The 21,582-nt window shown below is 72.0% G+C and carries 19 protein-coding genes; 11 read left to right on the top strand and 8 right to left on the bottom strand.

Features of this window, described 5'->3' with window-relative positions; translation table 11 throughout:
- Positions 1–229 precede the first annotated feature (229 nt).
- The 7 genes from ACZ4TO_RS21590 to ACZ4TO_RS21620 all read left to right on the top strand — a co-directional run bounded on the left by ACZ4TO_RS21590 (position 230) and on the right by ACZ4TO_RS21620 (position 7,871).
- A complete protein-coding gene (locus ACZ4TO_RS21590; protein ID WP_382787957.1) occupies positions 230–2,047 on the top strand; it encodes a phosphoenolpyruvate carboxykinase (GTP) in 1,818 nt (605 codons plus the stop codon).
- Positions 2,048–2,291: 244 nt separating this feature from the next.
- A complete protein-coding gene (locus ACZ4TO_RS21595; protein WP_382787955.1) occupies positions 2,292–3,254 on the top strand; it encodes a serine/threonine-protein kinase in 963 nt (320 codons plus the stop codon).
- Positions 3,241–3,705, top strand: coding sequence for a hypothetical protein (locus ACZ4TO_RS21600; protein ID WP_385045518.1), 465 nt, complete (start codon positions 3,241–3,243; stop codon positions 3,703–3,705). Before ACZ4TO_RS21595 ends, ACZ4TO_RS21600 begins: the two co-directional genes overlap by 14 nt.
- A 142-nt stretch (positions 3,706–3,847) precedes the next feature.
- Positions 3,848–5,086, top strand: a complete 1,239-nt coding sequence (locus ACZ4TO_RS21605; RefSeq protein ID WP_468024986.1) for a hypothetical protein — start codon at positions 3,848–3,850, stop codon at positions 5,084–5,086.
- Between the two features lie 17 nt (positions 5,087–5,103).
- Positions 5,104–5,865 carry a vWA domain-containing protein gene (locus ACZ4TO_RS21610; protein WP_382787949.1) on the top strand — a complete coding sequence of 254 codons (762 nt, stop codon included), beginning with the start codon at positions 5,104–5,106 and terminating at the stop codon, positions 5,863–5,865.
- Positions 5,866–5,892: 27 nt separating this feature from the next.
- Positions 5,893–6,699 (top strand): PP2C family serine/threonine-protein phosphatase, encoded by an 807-nt coding sequence (locus ACZ4TO_RS21615; RefSeq protein WP_382787947.1) that lies wholly within the window; start codon positions 5,893–5,895, stop codon positions 6,697–6,699.
- The gene (locus ACZ4TO_RS21620; RefSeq protein WP_468024987.1) at positions 6,696–7,871 is read left to right on the top strand and encodes a hypothetical protein; all 1,176 of its coding nucleotides are present in this window, start codon (positions 6,696–6,698) and stop codon (positions 7,869–7,871) included. Before ACZ4TO_RS21615 ends, ACZ4TO_RS21620 begins: the two co-directional genes overlap by 4 nt.
- Positions 7,872–7,979: 108 nt before the next feature.
- Here the strand turns inward: ACZ4TO_RS21620 and ACZ4TO_RS21625 are convergent, their stop codons facing one another.
- From ACZ4TO_RS21625 to ACZ4TO_RS21650, 6 genes are all read right to left on the bottom strand, one after another.
- The gene (locus tag ACZ4TO_RS21625; RefSeq protein WP_382787943.1) at positions 7,980–8,588 is read right to left on the bottom strand and encodes a hypothetical protein; all 609 of its coding nucleotides are present in this window, start codon (positions 8,586–8,588) and stop codon (positions 7,980–7,982) included.
- The gene (locus tag ACZ4TO_RS21630) at positions 8,575–10,119 is read right to left on the bottom strand and encodes a substrate-binding and vWA domain-containing protein (RefSeq protein WP_468024988.1); all 1,545 of its coding nucleotides are present in this window, start codon (positions 10,117–10,119) and stop codon (positions 8,575–8,577) included. Before ACZ4TO_RS21630 ends, ACZ4TO_RS21625 begins: the two co-directional genes overlap by 14 nt.
- Complete coding sequence (locus ACZ4TO_RS21635; RefSeq protein WP_382787939.1) at positions 10,116–11,291, bottom strand: toxic anion resistance protein; 1,176 nt, start codon at positions 11,289–11,291, stop codon at positions 10,116–10,118. Before ACZ4TO_RS21635 ends, ACZ4TO_RS21630 begins: the two co-directional genes overlap by 4 nt.
- Before the next feature lie 12 nt (positions 11,292–11,303).
- A complete protein-coding gene (locus ACZ4TO_RS21640) occupies positions 11,304–12,377 on the bottom strand; it encodes a hypothetical protein (RefSeq protein WP_385045504.1) in 1,074 nt (357 codons plus the stop codon).
- 278 nt (positions 12,378–12,655) lie between these two features.
- Positions 12,656–13,105 (bottom strand): SCO4983 family protein, encoded by a 450-nt coding sequence (locus ACZ4TO_RS21645; RefSeq protein WP_468024989.1) that lies wholly within the window; start codon positions 13,103–13,105, stop codon positions 12,656–12,658.
- 123 nt (positions 13,106–13,228) lie between these two features.
- A complete protein-coding gene (locus ACZ4TO_RS21650) occupies positions 13,229–14,440 on the bottom strand; it encodes a pyridoxal phosphate-dependent aminotransferase (protein WP_382787933.1) in 1,212 nt (403 codons plus the stop codon).
- Positions 14,441–14,566: 126 nt separating this feature from the next.
- Between ACZ4TO_RS21650 and ACZ4TO_RS21655 the strand changes: the two genes are divergently transcribed.
- Positions 14,567–15,199, top strand: a complete 633-nt coding sequence (locus ACZ4TO_RS21655) for a hypothetical protein (protein WP_468024990.1) — start codon at positions 14,567–14,569, stop codon at positions 15,197–15,199.
- Positions 15,200–15,565: 366 nt separating this feature from the next.
- Positions 15,566–16,468, top strand: coding sequence for a S1 family peptidase (locus tag ACZ4TO_RS21660; protein WP_468024991.1), 903 nt, complete (start codon positions 15,566–15,568; stop codon positions 16,466–16,468).
- A gap of 20 nt (positions 16,469–16,488) precedes the next feature.
- Here ACZ4TO_RS21660 and ACZ4TO_RS21665 read toward each other — a convergent pair whose 3' ends face one another.
- Positions 16,489–18,117: an N-acyl-D-amino-acid deacylase family protein gene (locus ACZ4TO_RS21665; RefSeq protein ID WP_382787927.1), complete on the bottom strand. Its 1,629-nt coding sequence runs from the start codon at positions 18,115–18,117 to the stop codon at positions 16,489–16,491.
- 114 nt (positions 18,118–18,231) lie between these two features.
- The gene (locus ACZ4TO_RS21670; protein ID WP_468024992.1) at positions 18,232–19,509 is read right to left on the bottom strand and encodes an amino acid deaminase; all 1,278 of its coding nucleotides are present in this window, start codon (positions 19,507–19,509) and stop codon (positions 18,232–18,234) included.
- Positions 19,510–19,683: 174 nt separating this feature from the next.
- Here ACZ4TO_RS21670 and ACZ4TO_RS21675 point away from each other — a divergent pair, with 174 nt between their 5' ends.
- The gene (locus tag ACZ4TO_RS21675) at positions 19,684–20,814 is read left to right on the top strand and encodes a sugar kinase (RefSeq protein WP_468025062.1); all 1,131 of its coding nucleotides are present in this window, start codon (positions 19,684–19,686) and stop codon (positions 20,812–20,814) included.
- The gene (locus ACZ4TO_RS21680) at positions 20,811–21,578 is read left to right on the top strand and encodes an IclR family transcriptional regulator (protein ID WP_382787923.1); all 768 of its coding nucleotides are present in this window, start codon (positions 20,811–20,813) and stop codon (positions 21,576–21,578) included. The genes ACZ4TO_RS21675 and ACZ4TO_RS21680 overlap by 4 nt, the downstream gene beginning before the upstream one ends.
- The last annotated feature ends 4 nt before the right edge of the window (positions 21,579–21,582 follow it).

The raw sequence follows: 21,582 nt of genomic DNA on the forward strand, positions 1-21,582 counted from the left end.
CGCCGGGGTACTCGCGGTGAACCCGGGGTGAGCGGGCGGAAACCTCCCTGGAAGTGGCGATGCTCACTCCGCTCAGGTGTGAGGCCCTCTGGACATATGCGCGCCCCGGTCGGATCATCAAATGAGTGCGGTCGGCACCGGATGAGCGCCAGGGGTTCAATCACCGTGAAGCATCCGGGTCGCAGCCCCCACGGGGCACAACAACAAAACCCCTCATTTAGGAGCAATCGTGGCGCGCGACATCGCGGCTCCCGTCCCGACCAACCACAAAGAACTGATCTCGTGGGTCAACGAGATCGCCGAACTGACCGAGCCGGACAGTGTGGTCTGGTGCGACGGATCCGAGGCCGAGTACGAGCGACTGAGTGAGGAGCTCGTCCGCAAGGGCACCTTCAAGAAGCTCGACCCGATCAAGCGCCCCAACTCCTACTACGCCGCGTCCGACCCGACCGATGTCGCGCGGGTCGAGGACCGGACGTTCATCTGCTCCGAGAAGGAGGAGGACGCGGGCCCGACGAACCACTGGAAGGCCCCCGCCGAGATGCGGGAGATCTTCTCCGGCGAGCAGGGCGTCTTCCGCGGCTCGATGCGCGGCCGCACGATGTACGTCGTCCCGTTCTGCATGGGCCCCCTCGGCTCCGACCTCTCCGCGATCGGCGTCGAGATCACCGACTCCGCCTACGTCGCCGTGTCCATGCGCACCATGACCCGCATGGGACAGCCGGTCCTGGACGAACTCGGCACCGACGGGTTCTTCGTGCGTGCCGTGCACACGCTCGGAGCCCCGCTGGCCGAGGGCGAGGCGGACGTGCCGTGGCCGTGCAACTCCACGAAGTACATCTCCCACTTCCCCGAGACCCGCGAGATCTGGTCGTACGGCTCCGGCTACGGCGGCAACGCGCTCCTCGGCAAGAAGTGCTACGCCCTGCGCATAGCCTCCGTGATGGCGCGCGACGAGGGCTGGCTCGCCGAGCACATGCTGATCCTCAAGCTGACGCCGCCGCAGGGCGAGTCGAAGTACGTCGCCGCCGCCTTCCCGAGCGCCTGCGGCAAGACCAACCTCGCCATGCTGGAGCCCACGATCTCCGGCTGGACGGTCGAGACCATCGGTGACGACATCGCCTGGATGCGGTTCGGCGAGGACGGCCGCCTCTACGCGATCAACCCCGAGGCCGGCTTCTTCGGTGTCGCGCCCGGCACCGGTGAGCACACCAACGCCAACGCGATGAAGACGCTGTGGGGCAACTCCGTCTTCACGAACGTCGCGCTCACCGACGACAACGACATCTGGTGGGAGGGCATGACGGAGGAGACTCCGGCCCACCTGACCGACTGGAAGGGCAACGACTGGACCCCCGAGTCCGGCACGCCCGCCGCGCACCCCAACGCCCGCTTCACGGTGCCCGCCTCGCAGTGCCCGATCATCGCGCCCGAGTGGGAGGACCCCAAGGGCGTGCCGATCTCGGCGATCCTCTTCGGCGGCCGCCGCGCCACCGCGGTCCCGCTGGTGACCGAGTCCTTCGACTGGAACCACGGCGTCTTCCTCGGCGCGAACGTCGCCTCCGAGAAGACCGCCGCCGCCGAGGGCAAGGTCGGCGAGCTGCGCCGCGACCCCTTCGCCATGCTGCCGTTCTGCGGCTACAACATGGGCGACTACATGGGGCACTGGGTCGACGTCGCCAAGGACAAGGACCAGGCGAAGCTCCCGAAGATCTACTACGTGAACTGGTTCCGCAAGAACGACGCGGGCAAGTTCGTCTGGCCCGGCTTCGGCGAGAACAGCCGCGTCCTGAAGTGGATCGTCGAGCGCCTCGACGGCAAGGCCGAGGGCGTCGAGACCCCGATCGGCGTCCTGCCGACCCGGGAGTCCCTCGACACCGACGGTCTCGAACTCGCCGAGTCCGACCTCGACTTCCTGCTCACGGTCGACAAGGAGGTCTGGCGCGAGGAGGCCGGACTGGTCCCCGAGCACCTCAACACCTTCGGCGAGCACACGCCCAAGGAGCTGTGGGACGAGTACCGCGCACTGGTGCAGCGCCTGGGCTGACGCCCCCAACCACTCCGCGGCCGACCCGAGTTGCCCTGACCTGCGACCGTTGCGGCGGTCGGCCGCGGTGACCGCACCCGCCGGGGTCTCGCGCACATCAGCGCGGGACCCCGGCTTTTTCGTCCCCGGCGTCCCGCCCGTGCCGGAACGGCTGAAAAAGCGCGGATTTCGAGGGACACTCCTGACATCCTGCACTGGACCCCGAAATGAGGTGGGCGGGGTGCGTACGCCTGTCAGTGACCCCATGAAGATCGGTCCGTACCGCATCGTGGGCCGGCTCGGCTCCGGTGGCATGGGATGGGTGTATCTCGGCCGCTCGCCCGCCGGGCGCGAGGTCGCGGTCAAGGTGGTGCGGCCCGAACTGGCCGCGGAGCGCGAGTTCCGGGAGCGCTTCGCGCGCGAGGTCGCCGCGGCGCGCGTGGTCAGCGGCGCCTACACGGCGGCCGTGGTCGACGCCGACACCGAGGCCGAACTGCCGTGGCTGGCCACCCTGTACGTGGCCGGTCCCTCGCTCGCCGAGGCGGTCCGCACCGACGGCCCCCTGCCCGAGCCACAGGTACGGCGGCTCGGCGCGGGCCTGGTCGAGGCGTTGCAGGCCATCCACGCCGCACGCGTCGTGCACCGGGACCTCAAGCCGGCCAACGTGCTCCTCGCCTCCGACGGCCCGCGCGTCATCGACTTCGGGATCTCCCGTGTGGACGGCGCCCCCGGCCTCACCCAGGTCGGCGTCGTCGTCGGCACCCCGCCGTTCATGTCCCCCGAGCAGATCAGGGGCGCCAAGGTGGGCCCGGAGAGCGACGTCTTCTCCCTCGGCGGGGTCCTGGTGTACGCGCTCACCGGACGCCCGCCGCACGGCAGCGGGGAGTCCGTGCGCCACCGCGTGGCCTTCGAGGCCCCCGAACTCGACGGCATCGCGGGCCCGATGCGGGAACTGGTCGCGCGCTGTCTGGCGAAGCGTCCCGAGGACCGGCCCCGGCCGGCTCAGCTCCTGGACGGGCTGCTGGAGCAGGAGCCCCGCCGGGCCGACTGGCCGCCGCCCACCGTCGCCCACACCATCAGGGTGCGCACCCAGGACCTGATGAAGCGCCGCAAGGAGAGCACCAGCGTGTCCGTACCCTCCTGTCTGCTGTCGCACGCCCAGGCGCTGCTCGACGCCGGACTGACCGACGCGATGGTCGCCGAGGCGGTGGGCCGTGGCGACGCCTGACTCCTTTTCCGGCCGGGGCCGGGAGATTCTCGAAATCGGAACGCACTGGCGGCAGTTGGTGCAGACCTGGGTGGCGAGACGGAATTTCCACACGGAGACCGACACCGTTTCCGTCTCCATGCGATTCGACCTCGAGGAAACGGGCCGGATGATTACCGTCCGGTTCATGACGACCAAGAGACTTCTGGTCGCATTCGCCACCGACGGCCATTTCCTGCGCAAGGACCAACTCGCTCTCGCCGCCGCCGCGTCGAACGCGTGGAACACCGAACAGCTCCATCCCATGCTGTCCGTGTGGGACGTACGGGGGCCGCGCCCCTGTCTCGCGGGCGTGTGCGACCTTCCCCTGACCTGTCGTATGACGCAAACAGATTTCGATGCTTTGGCCAGTGATTGGGTGGAGCGGGCGAGACAGATGTTCACCCGATGCCATCAGGTGTTCGAGTTGTAGAAGTGATGCCCCCCGCGTTTCTCAAACCCTTCCGGACACCCGCCACTTTCCGCCAGTATGGGCGAGTGCCTTTCAGGGCCACGGGGGTGTTGTGTCAGGGCCACGGGGGGTCTTTTTCATGCGGCGTCGCCTTTCCCTCATCATGCTTTTCGGACTCCTGGCCGCGTCGGCTCCGGCGGTGGCCGCCACGGCGGCCCAGCCGTGCGGCGGCACCTTCGAGCAGCGTCTGGGCTGCTGGGCCCGCGCGACCGACGAGGGCACGGTCCGCGTCACCGTCGACCGGAGCCTGCCGTTCGACGGCAGGGCCGCGAACCGCAAGGGCTTCGAGCAGACCCTGGTGGACCGCAGCGCCCGACTCCTGGTCGAGGTGCCCTCGGGCGTCCACACCGGCGAGGGCGGCACGGCACTCGTCGTGCTCGCGGACCACGACCACAGGTTCCTCGCGGACGACGCCGTCATCGACGCGCTGAAGCCCGGCACCGTCAAGGAACTGGCCGACCGCCGGGCCTGCGACCCCCGTAAGGCGGGGGACCTGTGCGCCCGGCTCGCCAAGGGGCGGCTGACCGGGGCCGACCTGGTCCGTCTCGGCCTGGCCACCGACCTCTCCCGCACGGACACCGTCGGCGGCTCCGCGGCCGGCTCGTCCGCGAACCCCGGCGGTGACGAGACCGCCACCGGGCAGCAGGGACAGGGCCAAGGACAGGGGCAGAGCCCGGCCCAGGGTCAGGGCCAAGGCCAAGGCCAAGGCCAGGAGACCGGGAAGGCCGGCGACACCGGCCGGGACCCCGGAACCTCCACCGACCCCGGCGACGGCGGCGGCTGGGACACCGCCACCGCGGTGCTCACCGTCCTGTGCGCCGTGCTCGTCCTGCTGCTCGGCGTCCTGCTCTTCCTGATCCGCCGCTCCGCGCGTTCCGTCGCCGTCGGCACCCTGTCCAGGCGCTCGCTCGCCGCGCCCGGCGTCGGCGCCGTACCGGCCGCCTCGACGCCCCGGCCCCGCGGCCGTCCCCGTACCCACGCGTCCGACCAGGCCACCACCCGTACCCGCGTGTCCGACGAGGCCGCCGCCCCTCCCCGCACCCGGATGCCCGACGAGGCCACCACCCGCCTCCGGGCCACGCCCGCGCCCCGCAGCCACGGCCGGCGCGTCGGCAACGTACCGGGCCCCGCCCGGCCCGCCGTCGTACGCACCGAACTGCACCCGCAGGGCTATGTCGAGGTGGACCACGTGCTGTACCGGGCGGTGTGGGCCGAGCCGGGCCGCCCGCCGCCCGCGCCCGGCGGACTCGTCGACGTCACCGAGGCCGGGGAGCGCGACTCCGACGTCCTCTACGCGTTCCCGCCGACACCCGGACGGCACGCCAAGGCCGCCCGGCCCTGAGACCAGGAGAGACCCACATGCACAGCGACTACCCGCCCACCCTGCCGGCGGAGTACGCCGACATCGAGTTCGAGAACAACGCGCAGCGGATGCCGCTCGTCCTCTGCCTCGACATCTCCAGCTCGATGGCGGGTCAGCCCATCCAGACCCTCAACAACGCGCTCGCGGAGTGGACCCGGGAACTGCACGACGACGTCAGCCTCAGCTACAGCGTCGAGGTCGCCGTGGTCACCTTCGGCGGCCAGGGCGTCGCCGCCTGGCGCGGACCCCAGCTCCTGCCCGCGCACGCGCCGGTGAGCCCCTTCGTGCCGGCGCACATGTTCCACCCGCCGCAGCTCGCCGCAGCCGGCGTCACCCTGATGACCGAGGCGCTCGAACTGTCGATGAACATCGTCGCCGCCCGCAAGGCCGAACTGCGCGCCTCCGGACTCCAGTACTACCGGCCGCAGATCTGCCTGGTCACCGACGGACTGCCCACCGACGCGACGGGCCATCTCACCGACTCCTGGCAACGGCTGATCCCGGTCCTCGCCGACGAGCAGCAGGCCCGCCGCTTCCGGCTGTACGCGATCGGCGTCGGCGGCATCACGGACCGCGGCGAGCAGGTGCTCCGGTCCTTCGCGCCGAAGTTCAACGCCCGGCTCCAGGGATTCCCGTTCCGCGAACTGCTCCAGATGATGTCCGCGAGCGCCAACGCCGAGCAGAAGGGCGCGGGCGACGAGGTCTTCGAGAAGATCTTCAGCCAGTTCAAGACGCAGCGCCCGGCCTGGGAATCGTGACCGATGACCCGATGGGACTCCTGAGTGATGACCACAGCCGACGAGCGGGAGACGCCGTGGCGGATCCACGGAATGAGCGTCGAGGGATACCGGCACCGCCGCCAGGGCCGGCCCTGCCAGGACGCCTGCGGGCACACGGTGACGTCCTCCGTCGCGGTCCTCGCCGTCGCCGACGGCGCGGGCAGCCGGCCGCGCTCCGAGGAGGGCGCCCGGCTCGCGGTGGAGCTGGCCACCGAGCACTTCGCGCGGCGGGCCGCCACCCTGGCGGACCGGCGCCCCGGCACGGCGGTGCGTGAGCTGCTGCGGGACGCCTTCCACGACGTGTGCAAGGTGTTCCTGGACCGCACGGGCCCCGACGCGGCGGACTTCGCGACCACGCTCACCGTGGTCGTGCTCACGCGGGGCTGGCTCGGCCATCTGTCCCTGGGCGACGGCTTCGTCGTCCTGCGAGCCGGTACGGAGGACGGTGAACGGCAGTTCCATCTGCTGCCCCAGCCGGCCGCCGTCAGCGAGTACAGCAACGAGACGGTCTTCCTCACCTCGCCGGACGCGGCCCGCCGGGTGCACACCGACTGCGTGTCCGACGACGGGATCGACGGGGTGCTGCTGTCCACCGACGGACTGGCGCAGGCCGCGCTCAACCGGTCCCCGGGCGGCGCGCTGTCCCCGAACACGTCCTTCGCCGAAGCCGTGTTCCGCTCCCTCGACGTCCCCGGACCGGTGACCGCGAGCGCCCACGAGGGCCTGGGGACCCTGCTCCGGTCCGACCGGCTCACCGCGCTCAACGCCGACGACAAGACCCTGCTGCGGGCCGTCCTCAAGGCGCGGCCATGAGCGGGCGCACGGTGTTCCTGGACGGCAAGCCGGTGACCCTCGCCGAACTGCCCCTCAAGGGCGGCGGCCAGGCGGCCGTCTTCCCGGTCGTCGGCGACGACGGAATCGTCGTCAAGCTGTACCGCGAGACGCCCGGACCCAAGGAGGAGCAGCGGCTGAAGCGGATGCTGACGATGTCGCCGCTCGTGACCCGTCCCACCGACGCCTCCCAGCCGCCGGAACTGGCCTGGCCGACCGCGCTCGCCCGCGGCCCGCAGGGCGAGTTCCTCGGCTACGCCATGCGCCGCTTCGGCGAGCCCCAGCACGTCCAGCTCATCGGCCTGTTCACGCGCGCCCAGCGCCTCAAACTGTTCGCCGACCGGGCCGACTGGCGCTTCCTGCTCGGCGTGGCCTGGAACCTCGCCTTCATGACGGCGCGCATGCACTACGACAACCTCGTCATCGGCGACTTCTCCAGCAGCAACGTCGTCGTCGACGCCAACGGGTTCGTCACGTTCCTCGACTGCGACTCCATCGCCTTCAACGACCCGGAGACCGGGGAGCTGTTCCCCTGTCTGATGCACACCACCGACTACTCGTCCCCCGAGCGGCAGGCCGGCGGCCCCGCCACCCGCGCCACGGACGAGTTCGCCCTCGCCGTCCTCGTCTACCAGCTCCTGACGGCCGGGAACCACCCCTTCGGCGGCGTCCCGCACGACAGCGCGTCCGAGTCGACCGTCAAGGACAACATCGCCGCCAGCATCTCCTACGTCGTGCGCCCGGAGCGGGTCGTCATCCCGCGCGGCACCATCGACCCCTCCGTGCTCCCGCCCGAACTCCTCGCGCTGGCCCGCACCGCCTTCGGCCCCGGGGTGCAGGACCCCGCCACCCGGCCCTCCGCCGAGGCGTGGCTGCGCGCCCTGGACAAGGAGCGCGCGCTGGTACGGGTCTGCCCGACCCGTCCGCTGCACGCGTTCGGTTCGCATCTGTCCTCGTGCCCCTGGTGCGGCCGGGCGGCGCTCACGGGGCACGACGTGTTCAACGGCCCGGCCTCGGTCCCGGCGCCGGGCGTGATGCAGCCCGGGCCGCAGCCGCCGGTGCCGGCACCGGGCGAGCCGTGGCCGACGGGGCTGAAGGTGGCGCTGCTGATCCTGGCGGTCGTGATCCTGGCGGTGATCGTCGCGAACGCCTGAGCGGCCCGGGGCCGGCCCGGGCCGCTTGAGCCGCCGGTGCCCCGGAGCCGCCGGGGACCGTGCGTGGCCGTCGTGGTGACCTGGGCGGCGCGCCGGGGGCCGCCTCCGTCACTGCGAGCGGCCGCGGTCCTCCAGGTAGCGGGTGTGGGACTCCTGGCGCCGCGCCTCCGTCTCGCGCAGGGCCGCGGCGAGCCGGTCCGACTCCTCCTGGAGCACGGTGAGCTGACGCTCCAGATGGCGCTCCGGCGGCTCGGTGCCGGGGGCCAGCCGGGTCCACCACCGGGTACGGACGAAGGTGTCGACCGCTTCCGGGATGTCCTGGCGTACGGCACGCGACAGGGCGTGCACGCCCTCGGGGTCCTGGGCGAGGATCTCGGCGACCCAGCCCGGGTCGAGCAGGGCGGTGAGGACCTCGGTCAGCTCGGTGAGCCGGCCGGCCGCCGCCGGAGGCAGCTCGACGCCGTCCAGGTACTCCCGCAGCTTGCCGAAGTCGACGCGCAGCTCGGCCAGTTGGGCGGAGGGGTCGGGGAAGTCGGGCGGCGCCGGGCGCTCCGGCGGCGCGATCAGCGCGCCCGCGCCGTACAGACCCGCCACGACGACCGGCCAGTACGGGCCCGCGAGACCGGTGAAGGTCAGCGCGAGTCCGGCGATCCCGCACGCGCTGCCGGTGAGGTTCTTGCGCGATTCGAGGAAGCCGAGGAGCTTATTGGTAGCCACGGATCTCCTCGAAGGCGCCGTCGAGCGAGCCCTTTCGGGCGTCGAAGAGACGGCCGCCGGTCAGGTCGGCGATGTGCTGGAGCTCCCCGCGGTCGGAGTCGCCGAACAGGATGGGGAAGACCGGGATCTCCCGCCGGTCGCCGGGCAGCCTGCCGTAGAAGTCGTCGAAGTCGGAGGGGCTCGCCCCCTTGGTGTTCTCGCCGTCCGTCATCAGCACGATCGAGGTGAACGTGTCTTCGTCGGCGCCCAGATGCTCGTACGCCTTCTCCAGCGAGGTGTAGATCGCGGTGTCGCCGTCGGCGCTCAGCGCGCGGGTGTCCTCGCGGATGGCGTCGATCCCGGCCTTCGGGTTCTCGGGGCGGACCACATGCGTGCTGACGCTCTTGACCTGGGAGCCGAACGGCATGAGCGTCACCTCCTCGCGGTCGCGGAAGTCGCCCGTCAGATCGCCCAGGGACTTCTTGAGCCGGTCGAGGCGGTCGCCTTCCATCGAGCCCGAGGTGTCGAGGACGTACACCGTCCGGGACGGCCGGCGCAGCTTGTTCTCGTAGGAGTCGAGGAGGTGGTCGGCCACCGACCGGCTGCCGGGGAAGGGGAGTTCACGCCGTCGTCCGGTGTCGAGTCCGGCCGCCGGGGCGACGGAGGCGACGACCGGGCGGCGGTGCGTCCGCTCGGTGATCAGCTTCTGGGCGGCCGGCGCGCGCAGCGCCTCGGCGAGGCGCTTGACGTCGTCGCGGGTGTCCGTGGAGGACGCGGCGAGGGAGGAGAGCGGATAGTCGGCCGTCACGACGCCGTCGCGCGGGCGGATGACGGTCAGACCCTTCACGCCCTTGAGGACGGACTCGTAGTTGAGCAGGGCGTCGACGGTGCCGCGGTGTTCGTAGGCGGTGGCCAGCCAGCCCGACGAACCCGACGTGAGTTTCTGTCCCTTGAAGAACTCGCGCAGCCGGGGAGTCGCCTCGGCCACGTCGGCGTCCGTGAGCGCCGACTGGGCGCCGGACAGCGCGGAGGCCACCGAGATCAGGGTGGAGAAGCCGGAGTTGGAGCGCGCCGGATCGGTCATGCCGTACGTGAGGTCTCCGTCCGCCACGGCCTTCTCCACCTGCGACCAGGTGACGTCCTCCGGCTTCCAGCCGAGGGCCCGTACCGTGGCCGGCTTCACGCCGATGGCCACCGGGCTCGACATGACGGGGGTCTCCGAGACGACCTTCCTCGCGGCCTCGGGACGCAGATGCAGATAGGCGTTGGAGGACAGCCACAGGGCGTCGTAGCGGTCGTCCGAAGCGCCCCGCGCGATCAGGTCCACGGCGGCGAGGGTGCCCATGTAGGTGGGTCTGACCTTGATGCCGGTGTCCCGCTCGATCCGGTCGAGCACCGGCTTCATGTCGCCGAGTTCGCTGGAGGCGAGGACCCGCAGGGTGCCGCTCCGCGGCTTCCCGTCGTCCCCGGACGGCGCGTCCCCCTGGGCCGTGCAGGCCGTCAGGGCGAGCAGGGCGACGGCGCCGGCCGCCGCCTGTCGGAGCGCTCTCATCCCTGCCCGCCTTCCAGGGCGCCCCGCGTGCGGCTGCGCTCCAGGTAGGCTCCGGCGTTCTGGAGTTCGGAGGTCAGGGACTCCACGGTCGCGGCCATCGTCTCGGTCGCCCTGACCTTGTACGTGTCGATCGCGTCGAGGGTGCGGTAGATCTCCTGGAAGGCGGTCCGCAGCGTCTCGGCGCCGACCGCCGGGTCGGCGGCGATGCGCTGGATCTCCCCGCTCTGGGTGGACAGCATCTCGGCGTTGCCGCGGATCAGGTCCTCCGTCGTGCCGCGCAGGGCGTTGACCTGCTCGACGACCTTGCGCTGGTTGTCGAGGGCGGAGGCGAGCATCACGGAGATGCGCAGCGCGGAGACGGTGGTGGTGGCCGCGCGGTCGACGCCCTTGATGAGTTCGTCGTTGTTGCGCCGGACCACGTCCATCGCCAGATAGCCCTGGGCGCACACCGCGAGCTGGGTGAGCAGGTCCTGGTGCTTCTGCCGGACGGGGAAGAGCACGTCGGAGCGGAGCGTGTCGGCCTGCGCGGGGTCGGCGGCGTCGACTCCCGCGATGTGCGCCTCCACCGCGCCGTCCAGGGCCTGGGTGAGCACGACGTACTCCTGGAGCTTGCCCATCGTCTCCCAGAGCCGGACGCGTTCGGTCTGAAGCGCCGCGTTGTCCCGGCGCAGTTCGTCCTGGCCGCCGCGCAGCGAGCCGACGATCTTGTTCAACGTGCCTTGCGCGGAGGCGTACTTGGCGACGTGGTCGCGCAGCTTGTTGCCGCCCGGCAGCCGGGACAGGAACTTCCTGCCCTTGCTCGCGGACAGGTCGCGCGGGTCCAGGTCCTCGACCACGCGCCGGAGTTCGACGAGCGAGCCGGCGACGTGCGACTGCGCGTCCTCGCCCTTGGAGGGCAGGCTGCGGATCGTGCGCTCCAGCATGCGGTTCGACTGGGCGGCGGCGCCGCGCATCTCGGTGGCCCCGAGGCCGGCGATCTCCCCGACCTTGCCGGCGAACTCGGGGGAGCGGGCGTCCAGGACGGCGAGTCCCTCGATGTACTCCGCGGCCCGGCGCGCCATCTCGTCCTGCACCCCCGGGTCGACGGGGACGAGCCCGCCCGCCTTCTCGCGGGGCACGGGGGCCACGGCCTCGGGCGGTGTGAGGGTGAACGTGTCTTCGGTGCTGCTCATGTTCTCTTCCCCCTAGTTCCCGGCCCGGCGCGCCATCTCGTGCAGCACCTTGTAGGCGGGCACGGGCGCCTGCCGGACGCCGGTCAGCTTCTGATTGAGATAGGTGGCACGGCCTGCGGTGGCCGCCGTGAACTCGGCTCCGGCGCCCTGCGGACGGAAGCCGTGCCGGACGGCCAGGCGGCGCAACGCCGGGTCGGTGCTGAGGAGTTCACCCAGCGCGCGGCCCTCGGGCGTGAGCGGTACGACCGTGTGGTCGCTGTTGGCGGTGGTGTCCGGGTAGAGGACCGTGAGGTCTCCGGTGTCCTTGCCCTGGGTGAGCAGCGCGGCGACCTGTGACTCGTAGACGAGGACGAGCGGGTTGCCCGCGCCGCTGACGAAGTCGCCGAACGCGGCGTCGGTGCTGGGCTGCTGGGCGCCCTGGACACTGATGAGCCGGTGCATCAGGGACGCGGTGCGGCCGACGGCGGCGTCGTCCGTGGCCACCCGCCCGCCGTCGGCGACGTAGGACGCCGCGGCGAGGTAGAGGGCGCCGGAGTTGGAGGTCTCCGGGTCGGTGGTGGCGACGTACAGCGTGCCGGTCAGCTCACCGTGGGCCGAGGCGCCCTTGAGCTGCTGCCAGGTCCGGCCGTGCTCGGCCGCGTCGAGGTAGGCGGCCATCCTCAGCGTGCCGGTGTTCTTGTCGAGGGTGGCCAGTCCGTTGGCGGCGAGGACCTCGGCCGCGCTGCGGTGGGCCACCACGACCAGGGGCGAGTAGAAGGGCCGGGGCAGCGGCTGACGGACGTGGTACTTGTCCGCGAGCTCGTCGGCCGGGGCCTGGCTGGAAGGGAAGGCGAAGTCGTACCCCTTGAGTTCCAGGCCGTCCATGGCCCAGGACCCGGAGGTCTCCGTCTTCACGGTGTAGCCCTTGGCGGCGAGGGCCTTCACCACATCCGGATCGGAGAAGAACTCCGCCTTCTCCGAACCGATCACTCCTCGCACGGTCTTCGTTGCCGTGCCCTTGTCCTGACCAGTGCGGCCTGCGACGACGGCTGCTGCCACTCCGCCGATCAGCAGGACCGCCAGGACGATTCCCGCGATGCGTCTCACGCCTGGAGCGTGCACCTCGGAATCCAACGTTCCCCGTCCCCGGGGGTGAACACGGGGTGACCACCGGGTCCCGGTACGCAACCGGAGGAGGGGCTGCCGCTACCCGGCCGGCGCGGGGCCTGTCACGGATGGACGGGTGGGCGTGGCGCCCGGTCCGCGCGTCACTTCGAAGACGCGCGGACCGGGGCCGTACGGGGCCTCGGGCCAGGGGCCCGAGGGGGTGGCCCGGAGGCCGGAGGTCCGGCCCGGGGGCCGGGCGGACGGCGAGGGCCGGGGTGTCAGTGGGTGGCCAGCTCGCGGGGTTCTGCGGTGGCGGAGGGGGCGGCGGAGGCGGAGGCGTGGGCGTCCATCCGCTCGGCGGAGAGGATCGCCGCGGCCGTGTCGGCGCGGGAGGCCGCGACGACCAGGGCACGGCCCGCCAGGGCGTGGGCCCGCCGGTGGAGGGCCGACAGGTGGGACTCGCCGGCCTCCGGGGCGGCCGGGGCGGCCTGCGCGCGGAGCGGGGCGCCGCCGCGCAGCCGGCTCACCTGCTGGGTCAGCCGCTCGGCGCCCGCGTCCAGGTCGGCGGACGGGGCGAGCGCGCGGATCTCGTCCGTGACGGCGAGCAGTGCCGCGAGGTGGCCGGCGAGCTGGATGTCCAGCTCCTCCTCGCGCGACCGGTGGGGGAAGTCGGAGGAGGGGGCGCCGACCGTCGTGTGGACCGACTTCGACCGGATCGGTTCGTACATGGAATGGCCTCCTGTGCCTGACAGGAAGCCATCCTAGCTTGGATTTCGTCTAAAGTTGAGCTGGTTCGCATACTGGGACGCCACGCACACTCAGGGTGAGCGCGGGCCGCGTCCCGGCGGGTGTCACGGCTGGCCGTAGCCGTCCAGGAACGAGCCGATCCGGGTCACCGCGTCCGTCAGATCCGCGACCGTCGGCAGGGTGACGACCCGGAAGTGGTCCGGCTCGGGCCAGTTGAAGCCCGTCCCCTGGACGACCATGATCTTCTCGGCCCGCAGCAGATCGAGCACCATCTGCCGGTCGTCCTTGACCTTGAAGACCTTCGGGTCGAGGCGCGGGAAGAGGTACAGCGCCCCCTTCGGTTTCACGCAGGTCACACCCGGGATCTGCGTCAGCAGTTCGTGGGCGACGTCCCGCTGCTCCTTCAGACGCCCGCCCGGCAGGACCAGGTCGTTGATCGTCTGGCGCCCGCTGAGCGCGGCCACCACGCCGTGCTGTCCCGGCATGTTCGCGCACAGTCGCATGTTCGCGAGGATCGTCAGTCCCTCGATGTAGGACGCGGCGTGCGCGCGCGGCCCCGAGACGGACATCCAGCCGACGCGGTAGCCCGCCACCCGGTACGCCTTCGACATGCCGTTGAAGGTGAGGGTGAGCAGATCGGGGGCGATCTTGGCGGTCGCGGTGTGCGTGACACCGTCGTACAGGATCTTGTCGTAGATCTCGTCGGAGCAGACCAGCAGGTTGTGCCGCCGGGCGATGTCCGTCAGCCCCCGGAGCATCGCGTCGTCGTAGACCGCGCCCGTCGGGTTGTTCGGGTTGATGATGACGATCGCCTTGGTGCGGTCGGTGATCTTCCGCTCCACGTCCGCGAGATCGGGCATCCAGTCGGACTGCTCGTCGCAGCGGTAGTGCACGGCCGTGCCGCCGGACAGGGAGACAGCCGCGGTCCACAGCGGGTAGTCGGGCGCCGGTACGAGCACCTCGTCGCCGTCGTCCAGCAGCGCCTGCATCGCCATCACGATGAGCTCGGAGACGCCGTTGCCGATGAAGACGTGGTCGACGTCCGTCTCGATGCCCAGGGTCTGGTTGTGCATGACGACCGCGCGACGGGCGGCGAGCAGGCCCTTGGCGTCGCCGTAGCCGTGCGCCGAGGAGACGTTGCGGAGGATGTCCTCGAGGATCTCCGGCGGGCACTCGAACCCGAACGCGGCCGGGTTGCCCGTGTTGAGCTTGAGGATGCGGTGACCGGCCGCTTCGAGCCGCATCGCCTCCTCAAGAACCGGACCCCGGATCTCGTAGCAGACGTTGGCGAGCTTCGTGGACTGGATCACCTGCATGCCCGTGAGCTTACGACCGCCCGCCGTACGCCGGGGCGTGTTTTTCACCACGTGAGCCGTGTCGGTTCCGGCATCTTTGTCCTTCGGCTGCGCCGAACCCCCAGGTGATCCCTAGAATGCGCGATCATGTCCTGGCAGTCCGGAGATCCCGAAGCCCGGCCGACGGTGTACCTCCCGCAGAGCGACGAGGACACGCCTTTGGCCTACGAGGCGTACGCCGATCCCGCCGAGGCGCACGGCTGGCGGAAGGCGTACACGGACGGCGACGAGACGACCTCCCTGCCCGTCGTCGGCGGCGCCGGGCGGCAGCAGCAGCGGACCCGGCACCGCAGGCGTGCCCGGAACAAGCGGCGCATCGTCGTGGCCGGGGGCGCGGCCGTCGCCGTCGTCCTCGGTGTCGTCACCCTGGCCGCCCTCGACTCCGGCGCGGCCGACGGGTCCGGCGACGGCGCGCCCTCGCGGACGTCCGAGCCCGTGCGCCTGGCGACCGGCCCCGCGGAACCGGACGCCTCCTCGGCGCGGCCGTCGGCCACCGACGTGCCCGTGGTGCCGGCCGCCCCGTCGGTGTCCGCCTCGACCCTCGCGTCCGCGAGCACGGGCACCGCTTCCCGGAGCGCGTCCGCGTCCCCGAGTGCCTCCGCGAGCCCGAGCGCGAGCAGGTCCACGGCACCCACGACCTCCGCCCCCGCCCCGACCCCGTCGACGACGAGCCCCACCGGACGCCACGGCCACGGCCGCGGGCACGGCGGCTGGGGCTAGGGCCAGGGTCAGGGCACCAAGGGCTGTCCGGCGATTCCCGGCTGCCCGGTGAGAGTCAGGGCTGGGGTGCCGGACGGGAACCCTCCACGGGCTCCGGGCCTGTCGGGCCTCCACGCGTGGGGCGCTCCTCCTCCGCCGTGGCGCGTTCCTCCTCCGCCGCGGCGACGCGGCGCACCTCGCCGGCGCGCTGTACGCCGCCGAGGCGACATACGCCGTTTCCGGCACTCCAGGCCGGAAACCGCTCCTTGTTCACTTTTCCCTCTCCCCTCACAATGCGCATGACAACAACTGGCCGGAAGACCTCCGGTCAGCGGAAGGCGGACGGACGACCTCCGGCCGCCCCAAGTCGCAAGAGGGGACCCCCACATGAGAAAGCCTCTCGTCGCCGCAGTCTTCGCCCTGGTGCTGTCCGGGGCGGGCGCGGCACCCGCGGTCGCGGCACCCGCTCCCCACGCCGTACCCGCGTCCTACGCGGCTCCCGCGCACGTCCGGGCCTCCGTCGACGCCGCCGACACCCAGGCGGCGCCCACCTTGAAGGCCGTCAGCCTCGCCGGGACCGTCTCGCTCAGCAACTGCTCCGGTTCGGTCATCCGCTTCCCCAACTCGGCGGACACCGACCCGGCGCTCGTGCTCTCCAACGGCCACTGCCTGGAGACCGGTTTCCCGGACCCCGGTGAGGTGATCGTCGGCCAGTCGTCCAGCCGGACCTTCGGCCTGCTCAACTCTGCGGGCACCAGGGTCGCGACCCTGCGCGCGAGCAAGGTCGCGTACTCGACCATGACCGACACGGACATCACGATCTACCAGCTCACCAGCACCTACGCGACCATCAAGAACTCGTACGGCATCAGCGCGCTGACCGTGCAGGACACGCACCCGGTCGCCGGCACCGCCATCACGGTGGCCTCCGGCTACTGGAAGCGCCTCTACAGCTGCAACGTCGACGGGTTCGTGTACCGCCTGAAGGAGGGGGGCTGGACCTGGAAGGACTCGGTCCGCTACACCTCCGCGTGCCAGACCATCGGCGGCACCTCGGGCTCGCCGGTCGTCGACCAGTCCACCGGCAAGGTCGTCGCCGTCAACAACACCGGCAACGAGGACGGCGAACGCTGCACGGTGAACAACCCCTGCGAGGTCGACGCGAACGGCACCGTCACCGTCCGCCAGGGCATCAACTACGCCGAGGAGACCTACCAGATCCCGGCCTGCTTCACGACGGGCAACAAGCTCGACCTGGCCCGGAGCGGGTGCGTCCTGCCCAAGCCGTAACACCGCGGGAGGGCGGGCGGTCACGTCGTCCGGCGGACCGCCCGTCCCGCCAGCACGTCCGTCCGGCGCCCGTCCTCGACGACGAACCGCCCGTCGATCAGGACGTGCGGGATGCCGGTGGGCAGGGTGCGCGGCTCCGCGAACGTCGAGCCCGCCGCGACCGTCGCCGGGTCGAAGAGGACCAGGTCGGCGCGGTACCCCTCGCGGACGAGACCGCGGTCGGGCAGCCGCAGCCGGGCGGCGGGCCTGCCGGTGAGATGGGCGACGCACTCCTCCAGCGTCAGGACGCCCAACTCCCGTACGTAGCGGCCCAGGTAGTGCGGGAAGGTGCCGTAGGCGCGCGGGTGCGGTTTGGTGCCGTGCAGGATGCCGTCCGAGCCGCCGGTGTGCACCGGGTGGCGCATGATCGCCCGGACGTTCTCCTCGTGACCGACGTGTTGCAGGATCGTGGGGCCGAGCCGGTCCTCGACCAGCAGCCGCCGGGCGGTGGTCCAGGGTTCCTCGCCGCGCAGGTCGGCCGACTCCCGGACGGTCCGGCCGACGTACGTACCGAGCCCGGGGTCGTTCACCCCCGAGATCTCGATCGTGTCCCACGCGATGGGCACGCCGTGGCAGCCGTCGGCGCCCACGACCTCCATGTGGTGCCGGACCCGTTCGGCGGTGTCGTCGTCCCGCAGCCGGGCGAGCACCGCCTCCGGGCCGCCCTCGCCCGCCCAGCTCGGCAGCATCGCCGCGAGGGTGGTGCACCCCGGGGTGTACGGATAGGTGTCGAGGGTGATGTCGGCACCCCGCTCCAGCGCCTTGTCCAGCAGGGCGAGGAGTTCCGGCGCCCTGCCCTCGTTCACCCCGAAGTTCATGGTGGCGTGGGCGAGATGGAGCGGACAGCCGGCCTCGCGGGTGAGTGCCACCATCTCCTCGTACGCCTCCAGCGCGCCCGCCCCGTACGAGCGGTGGTGCGGGCAGTAGTAGCCGCCGTGCTCCGCCACCACCCGGCACAGCGCGGTGAGTTCGGAGTCCCGGGCGTACATCCCCGGCGTGTACGTCAGTCCCGAGGACATGCCGACCGCGCCCTCCCGCAGCCCGTCCGCCACCAACCGCCGCATCCGGTCCAGCTCCCGGGGGGTCGCCTCGCGGTCCTCCCAGCCGACGGCGAGCATGCGGACGGTGCCCTGGGGGACGAGGTAGGCGGCGTTGACCGCGATGCCCTCGCCGTCGAAGCCGTGGTCGAGCCGGTCCAGGTACTCGCCCACGGAACGCCAGTCGAAGTCGATGTCGTCGCCGTGGCCGTTCCAGCCGGTGATCGTCCGGCGGACCTCGGCGAGCGTACGGTCGTCGACCGGCGCGTACGACAGGCCGTCCTGGCCGATGACTTCGAGCGTCACGCCCTGGGCGGCCTTCGCGCTGTGGTCCGGGTCCCGCAGCAGCGCGAGATCGCTGTGCGCGTGCATGTCGATGAAGCCGGGGGCCAGGACCAGGCCCTCCGCGTCCAGTTCCCTCGTGCCGCGCGGCCGTTGGCAGCCGGCCGCCGCGGCCTCCTTGACGATCGCGACGATCCGGCCGCCCTTGACGGCCACGTCCGCGCGATACGTCGGCGCGCCGCTGCCGTCGGCGACGTCCACGTCCTGGAGGACCAGGTCGGCGTGGTCCATGGGGCGACTCCCGTCTCGGTGGGGCTGGAGATCTTCGGAGGGAAGAGGGGGTACGGATTCCTCGGAATGAGGAAGGGCGTACGCATTCCTCGGAGGGAAGGGGCGCGGGGACGTCTAGAAGAACGTACGGACGTAGTCGACGACCGTGCCGTCCGCCTCGACCAGCGGGATGAGCTGCCACTTGTCGAAGGACGTGCACGGATGGGACAGGCCCATGCCGACCCAGTCGCCGACCTCCAGGTCCGCCCCGGGCTCCGTGCGCAGCCAGGCGTGCTGGTCGGAGAGCTTGCTCACCTCGATGCCGTCCGCCGGACGCTCGGCCCCGCCCCGGCGCACGACCTGGGCGACGGGCAGATCGAGGTCGTGGGCCGCGTCCCGCTTGCCGGCGTTGGTGAAGGCCTGTTCGGGGGAGGGCCGCGAGACGACCTGGGACCAGAGGCGGAAGGCCGGGTGCAGGGCGCCCTCCCGCGGGACCCGGGCGAAGGGCGTGAGCCTGCGGTAGTGGCCGTCGTCGTGCGAGACGTAGGCGCCGGAGCGCAGCAGTTTCAGTACGGGCAGCGAGAGTTCGGGGATCTCGGCGAAGACGTCGGCGACCGCGTCGAACCAGGCGCTGCCGCCCGCGCTGACGACGATCGTGTCGACGTCCTTGAACCGCCCGGCGCCGTCGAAGGCCGCCGCCAGCGCGGTCAGCCGCCGCAGCCAGGCGTGCACCCGCTCGGGGTCCGCGTCCGGCACCTCCCCCTCGTACCCGGCGACCCCGGCCAGCCGCAGCGTCCCGGTCGCCGCCACGGCGTCGGCGACGGCCGCGCAGTCCTCCTCCGTCCGCGCGCCGGTACGGGCGCCCTCTCCCGCGGCGAGTTCGACGACGACGTCCACCGGGCGGGCGCTCCCGCGCAGCGCGGCGTCCATCAGTTCCACCCCGCGCACCGAGTCGACGTAACAGACGAAACGGAAGTCCGGGTCCGCGGCGAGTTCGGCGGCGATCCAGCGCAGGGCCGCGGGGTCGACGAGTTCGTTCGCGAGGAAGATCCGGTCGATGCCGAACTCCCGGGCCACCCGCACCTGGTGGGGGACCGCCAGGGTGATGCCCCAGGCGCCGTGCTCGATCTGCCGCCAGAAGAGCTGGGGCGCCATGGACGTCTTGCCGTGCGGGGCGAAGGAGAGGCCGTGCCGGTCGGCGTACGTCTCCATGAGTTCGAGGTTGTGGGTCAGGCGCTCGGCGGAGAGGGCGAGGACGGGGGTGGTGAAGCCGTCCGTGAAGAGGTTGCGGCGCTGGGCGGCCAACTCGCCGACGCTCAGGCCGTCGGCGTCCGGCGGCAGGCCCTTGAAACGGTGGTCGACGCGCTCCGCCGCGAGAGCGGCCAGGGGTGCGGCGGCGGTGTCGGCGCTCATGGGGCCTCCTCGGCCTGTTCGGTCGTGTTGCATCATGTGCAACGCTCATTGCGTATGTCGTTCGCTGCTGTCTAACATCCCAGCCGACGCAGGGTCAACGGTGCCGTTCGCCGCCGTGGGCCGCCAGAGCGAGGAGCCCCGACCACCGTGAGCAGCAACGGACCCACGGGTGCCATGTCCCCGGACGCCGGCACCGAGACCGCCGCCGGCACCGGCACGGTCGTCGGCACCGGCACCGGCACCGACGCCGGCACCGTCGACGTGGTGGCGCTCGGCGAGTCCATGGTCACCTTCCTGCCCACGCGCCCCGGACGCCTCGCCGACGTGCCGTCCTTCGAGCGGGGGATCGGCGGCGCCGAGTCGAACGTCGCCTGCGTGCTCGCCCGCTCCGGTCACTCCGCCCGCTGGGTCGGCCGGGTCGGCGCCGACGGGTTCGGCGACCACCTCGTGGAGGCGATCGGCGCGTACGGCGTCGACACCTCCGCCGTGCGCCGGGACCCCGGCCGGCCCACCGGCGTCTACTTCCGCACCGCGGGCGACCGGGCGACCGACGCCCACGAAGTCGCCTACTACCGGGCCGGGTCCGCCGCCTCGGCCATGACGGCGGGGAACACGGACCTGGCCGCCGCCCGCTCCGGCCGCGTGCTCCACCTCTCCGGCATCACCGCCGCGCTTTCCGAGGGCTGTCTCGACCTGATGCGCGAACTGACCGCCCCCCGGACCGGCCGTCCCCTGGTCTCCTTCGACGTCAACCACCGCCCGGGGCTGTGGCGCGGCCACCCCGAGGGGCCGCGCGTCCTGCTCGACCTCGCGCGCCGCGCCGACATCGTCTTCGTCGGCGACGACGAGGCCCGCGACGCCTGGGGCCTGCGCGGAGCGCGCGCGATCCGCGCGGCACTGCCCGAACCGGACGTCCTGGTCGTCAAGTACGGCGGGGACGGAGCCGTCGTGTTCGACGGGTCCGGCACGGAGGCGCCCGAGGGGACCGAGGACCCGACCGGCACCGCCACCTTCGTCCGGGCCCTCGGGGTGGACGTCGTCGCGGCCGTCGGCGCCGGCGACGCCTTCGCCGCCGGGTTCCTCTCCGCCACCCTGCGCGGCCTGCCCGCCCGCGACCGCCTGCGGCACGGCCACCTGACGGCCGCCGCCGCCCTCACCGTCCCGGGCGACCTCGCCGAGCCGCCCGCCCGGGGGCTCGCCGACCGGCTGGCGGCTCTCGACGACCGTGCCTGGGAGACACTTCGTCTCGGCCCCGGCTGGACCGAAGCCGACCCACGGGCCGTCGAGGAGGTACGTACGCCATGAGCCAGACCGTCGACCGAGCGCTGAGCATCCTGCCGCTGCTCGCCGAGGGCCCCGCCGACCTCGGCCAGGTCGCCGACCGCCTCGGCGTCCACAAGTCCACGGCCCTGCGCCTGCTGCGCACCCTGAACGAACACGGCCTGGTGTACCGCCAGTCCGACCAGCGCTACCGGCTCGGCGCCCGCCTCTTCGCCCTCGCCCAGGAGGCCGTCGAGAACCTCGACGTCCGCGAGATCGCCCACCCCCATCTCGTCCGCCTCAACGAGAGCTGCGGACACACCGTCCACCTCGCCGTGTACGAGGAGAACGAGGTCCTGTACATCGACAAGGTGGAGAGCCGCTACCCGGTGCGCATGTACTCGCGCATAGGGAAACCGGTCGCCATCACCGTCGCCGCGGTCGCCAAACTCCTCCTCGCCGACCTGCCCGAGGCCGAACGCCGCGCCGTCGCCGACAGGCTCGACTACCCGATGTACACGGCCCGTTCGACCCCGAACGCCCCCGCCTTCCTCAAGGAACTGGCGACGGTGCGCGAACAGGGCTGGGCCACCGACCTCGGCGGCCACGAGGAATCCATCAACTGCGTCGCCGCACCCGTCCGCGGCGCCGACGGACGCGTCGCCGCCGCCATGTCGGTCTCCGCGCCCAACGTCGTCGTCACCGCCGAGGAACTCCTCACCCTGCTCCCGCTGGTACGCCGCACGGCCGACGCCATCAGCCGCGACTACTCCGGCAAAGCCCCCACGAAGGAAGACCCGAAGGAATGATCAC

The sequence above is a fragment of the Streptomyces sp. NPDC028298 genome (genome assembly GCF_055565895.1).

Bases quoted from the DNA above. Each gene is read 5' to 3' on its own strand.
- ACZ4TO_RS21620 (WP_468024987.1), top strand. From the start codon at position 6,696: ATGAGCGGGCGCACGGTGTTCCTGGACGGCAAGCCGGTGACCCTCGCC.
- ACZ4TO_RS21665 (WP_382787927.1), bottom strand. From the start codon at position 18,117: ATGGACCACGCCGACCTGGTCCTCCAGGACGTGGACGTCGCCGACGGC.
- ACZ4TO_RS21635 (WP_382787939.1), bottom strand. From the start codon at position 11,291: ATGAGCAGCACCGAAGACACGTTCACCCTCACACCGCCCGAGGCCGTG.
- ACZ4TO_RS21610 (WP_382787949.1), top strand. From the start codon at position 5,104: ATGCACAGCGACTACCCGCCCACCCTGCCGGCGGAGTACGCCGACATC.
- ACZ4TO_RS21595 (WP_382787955.1), top strand. From the start codon at position 2,292: ATGAAGATCGGTCCGTACCGCATCGTGGGCCGGCTCGGCTCCGGTGGC.
- ACZ4TO_RS21680 (WP_382787923.1), top strand. From the start codon at position 20,811: ATGAGCCAGACCGTCGACCGAGCGCTGAGCATCCTGCCGCTGCTCGCC.
- ACZ4TO_RS21660 (WP_468024991.1), top strand. From the start codon at position 15,566: ATGAGAAAGCCTCTCGTCGCCGCAGTCTTCGCCCTGGTGCTGTCCGGG.
- ACZ4TO_RS21650 (WP_382787933.1), bottom strand. From the start codon at position 14,440: ATGCAGGTGATCCAGTCCACGAAGCTCGCCAACGTCTGCTACGAGATC.
- ACZ4TO_RS21670 (WP_468024992.1), bottom strand. From the start codon at position 19,509: ATGAGCGCCGACACCGCCGCCGCACCCCTGGCCGCTCTCGCGGCGGAG.
- ACZ4TO_RS21605 (WP_468024986.1), top strand. From the start codon at position 3,848: ATGCTTTTCGGACTCCTGGCCGCGTCGGCTCCGGCGGTGGCCGCCACG.
- ACZ4TO_RS21630 (WP_468024988.1), bottom strand. From the start codon at position 10,119: ATGAGAGCGCTCCGACAGGCGGCGGCCGGCGCCGTCGCCCTGCTCGCC.
- ACZ4TO_RS21615 (WP_382787947.1), top strand. From the start codon at position 5,893: ATGACCACAGCCGACGAGCGGGAGACGCCGTGGCGGATCCACGGAATG.
- ACZ4TO_RS21655 (WP_468024990.1), top strand. From the start codon at position 14,567: ATGTCCTGGCAGTCCGGAGATCCCGAAGCCCGGCCGACGGTGTACCTC.
- ACZ4TO_RS21645 (WP_468024989.1), bottom strand. From the start codon at position 13,105: ATGTACGAACCGATCCGGTCGAAGTCGGTCCACACGACGGTCGGCGCC.
- ACZ4TO_RS21675 (WP_468025062.1), top strand. From the start codon at position 19,684: ATGTCCCCGGACGCCGGCACCGAGACCGCCGCCGGCACCGGCACGGTC.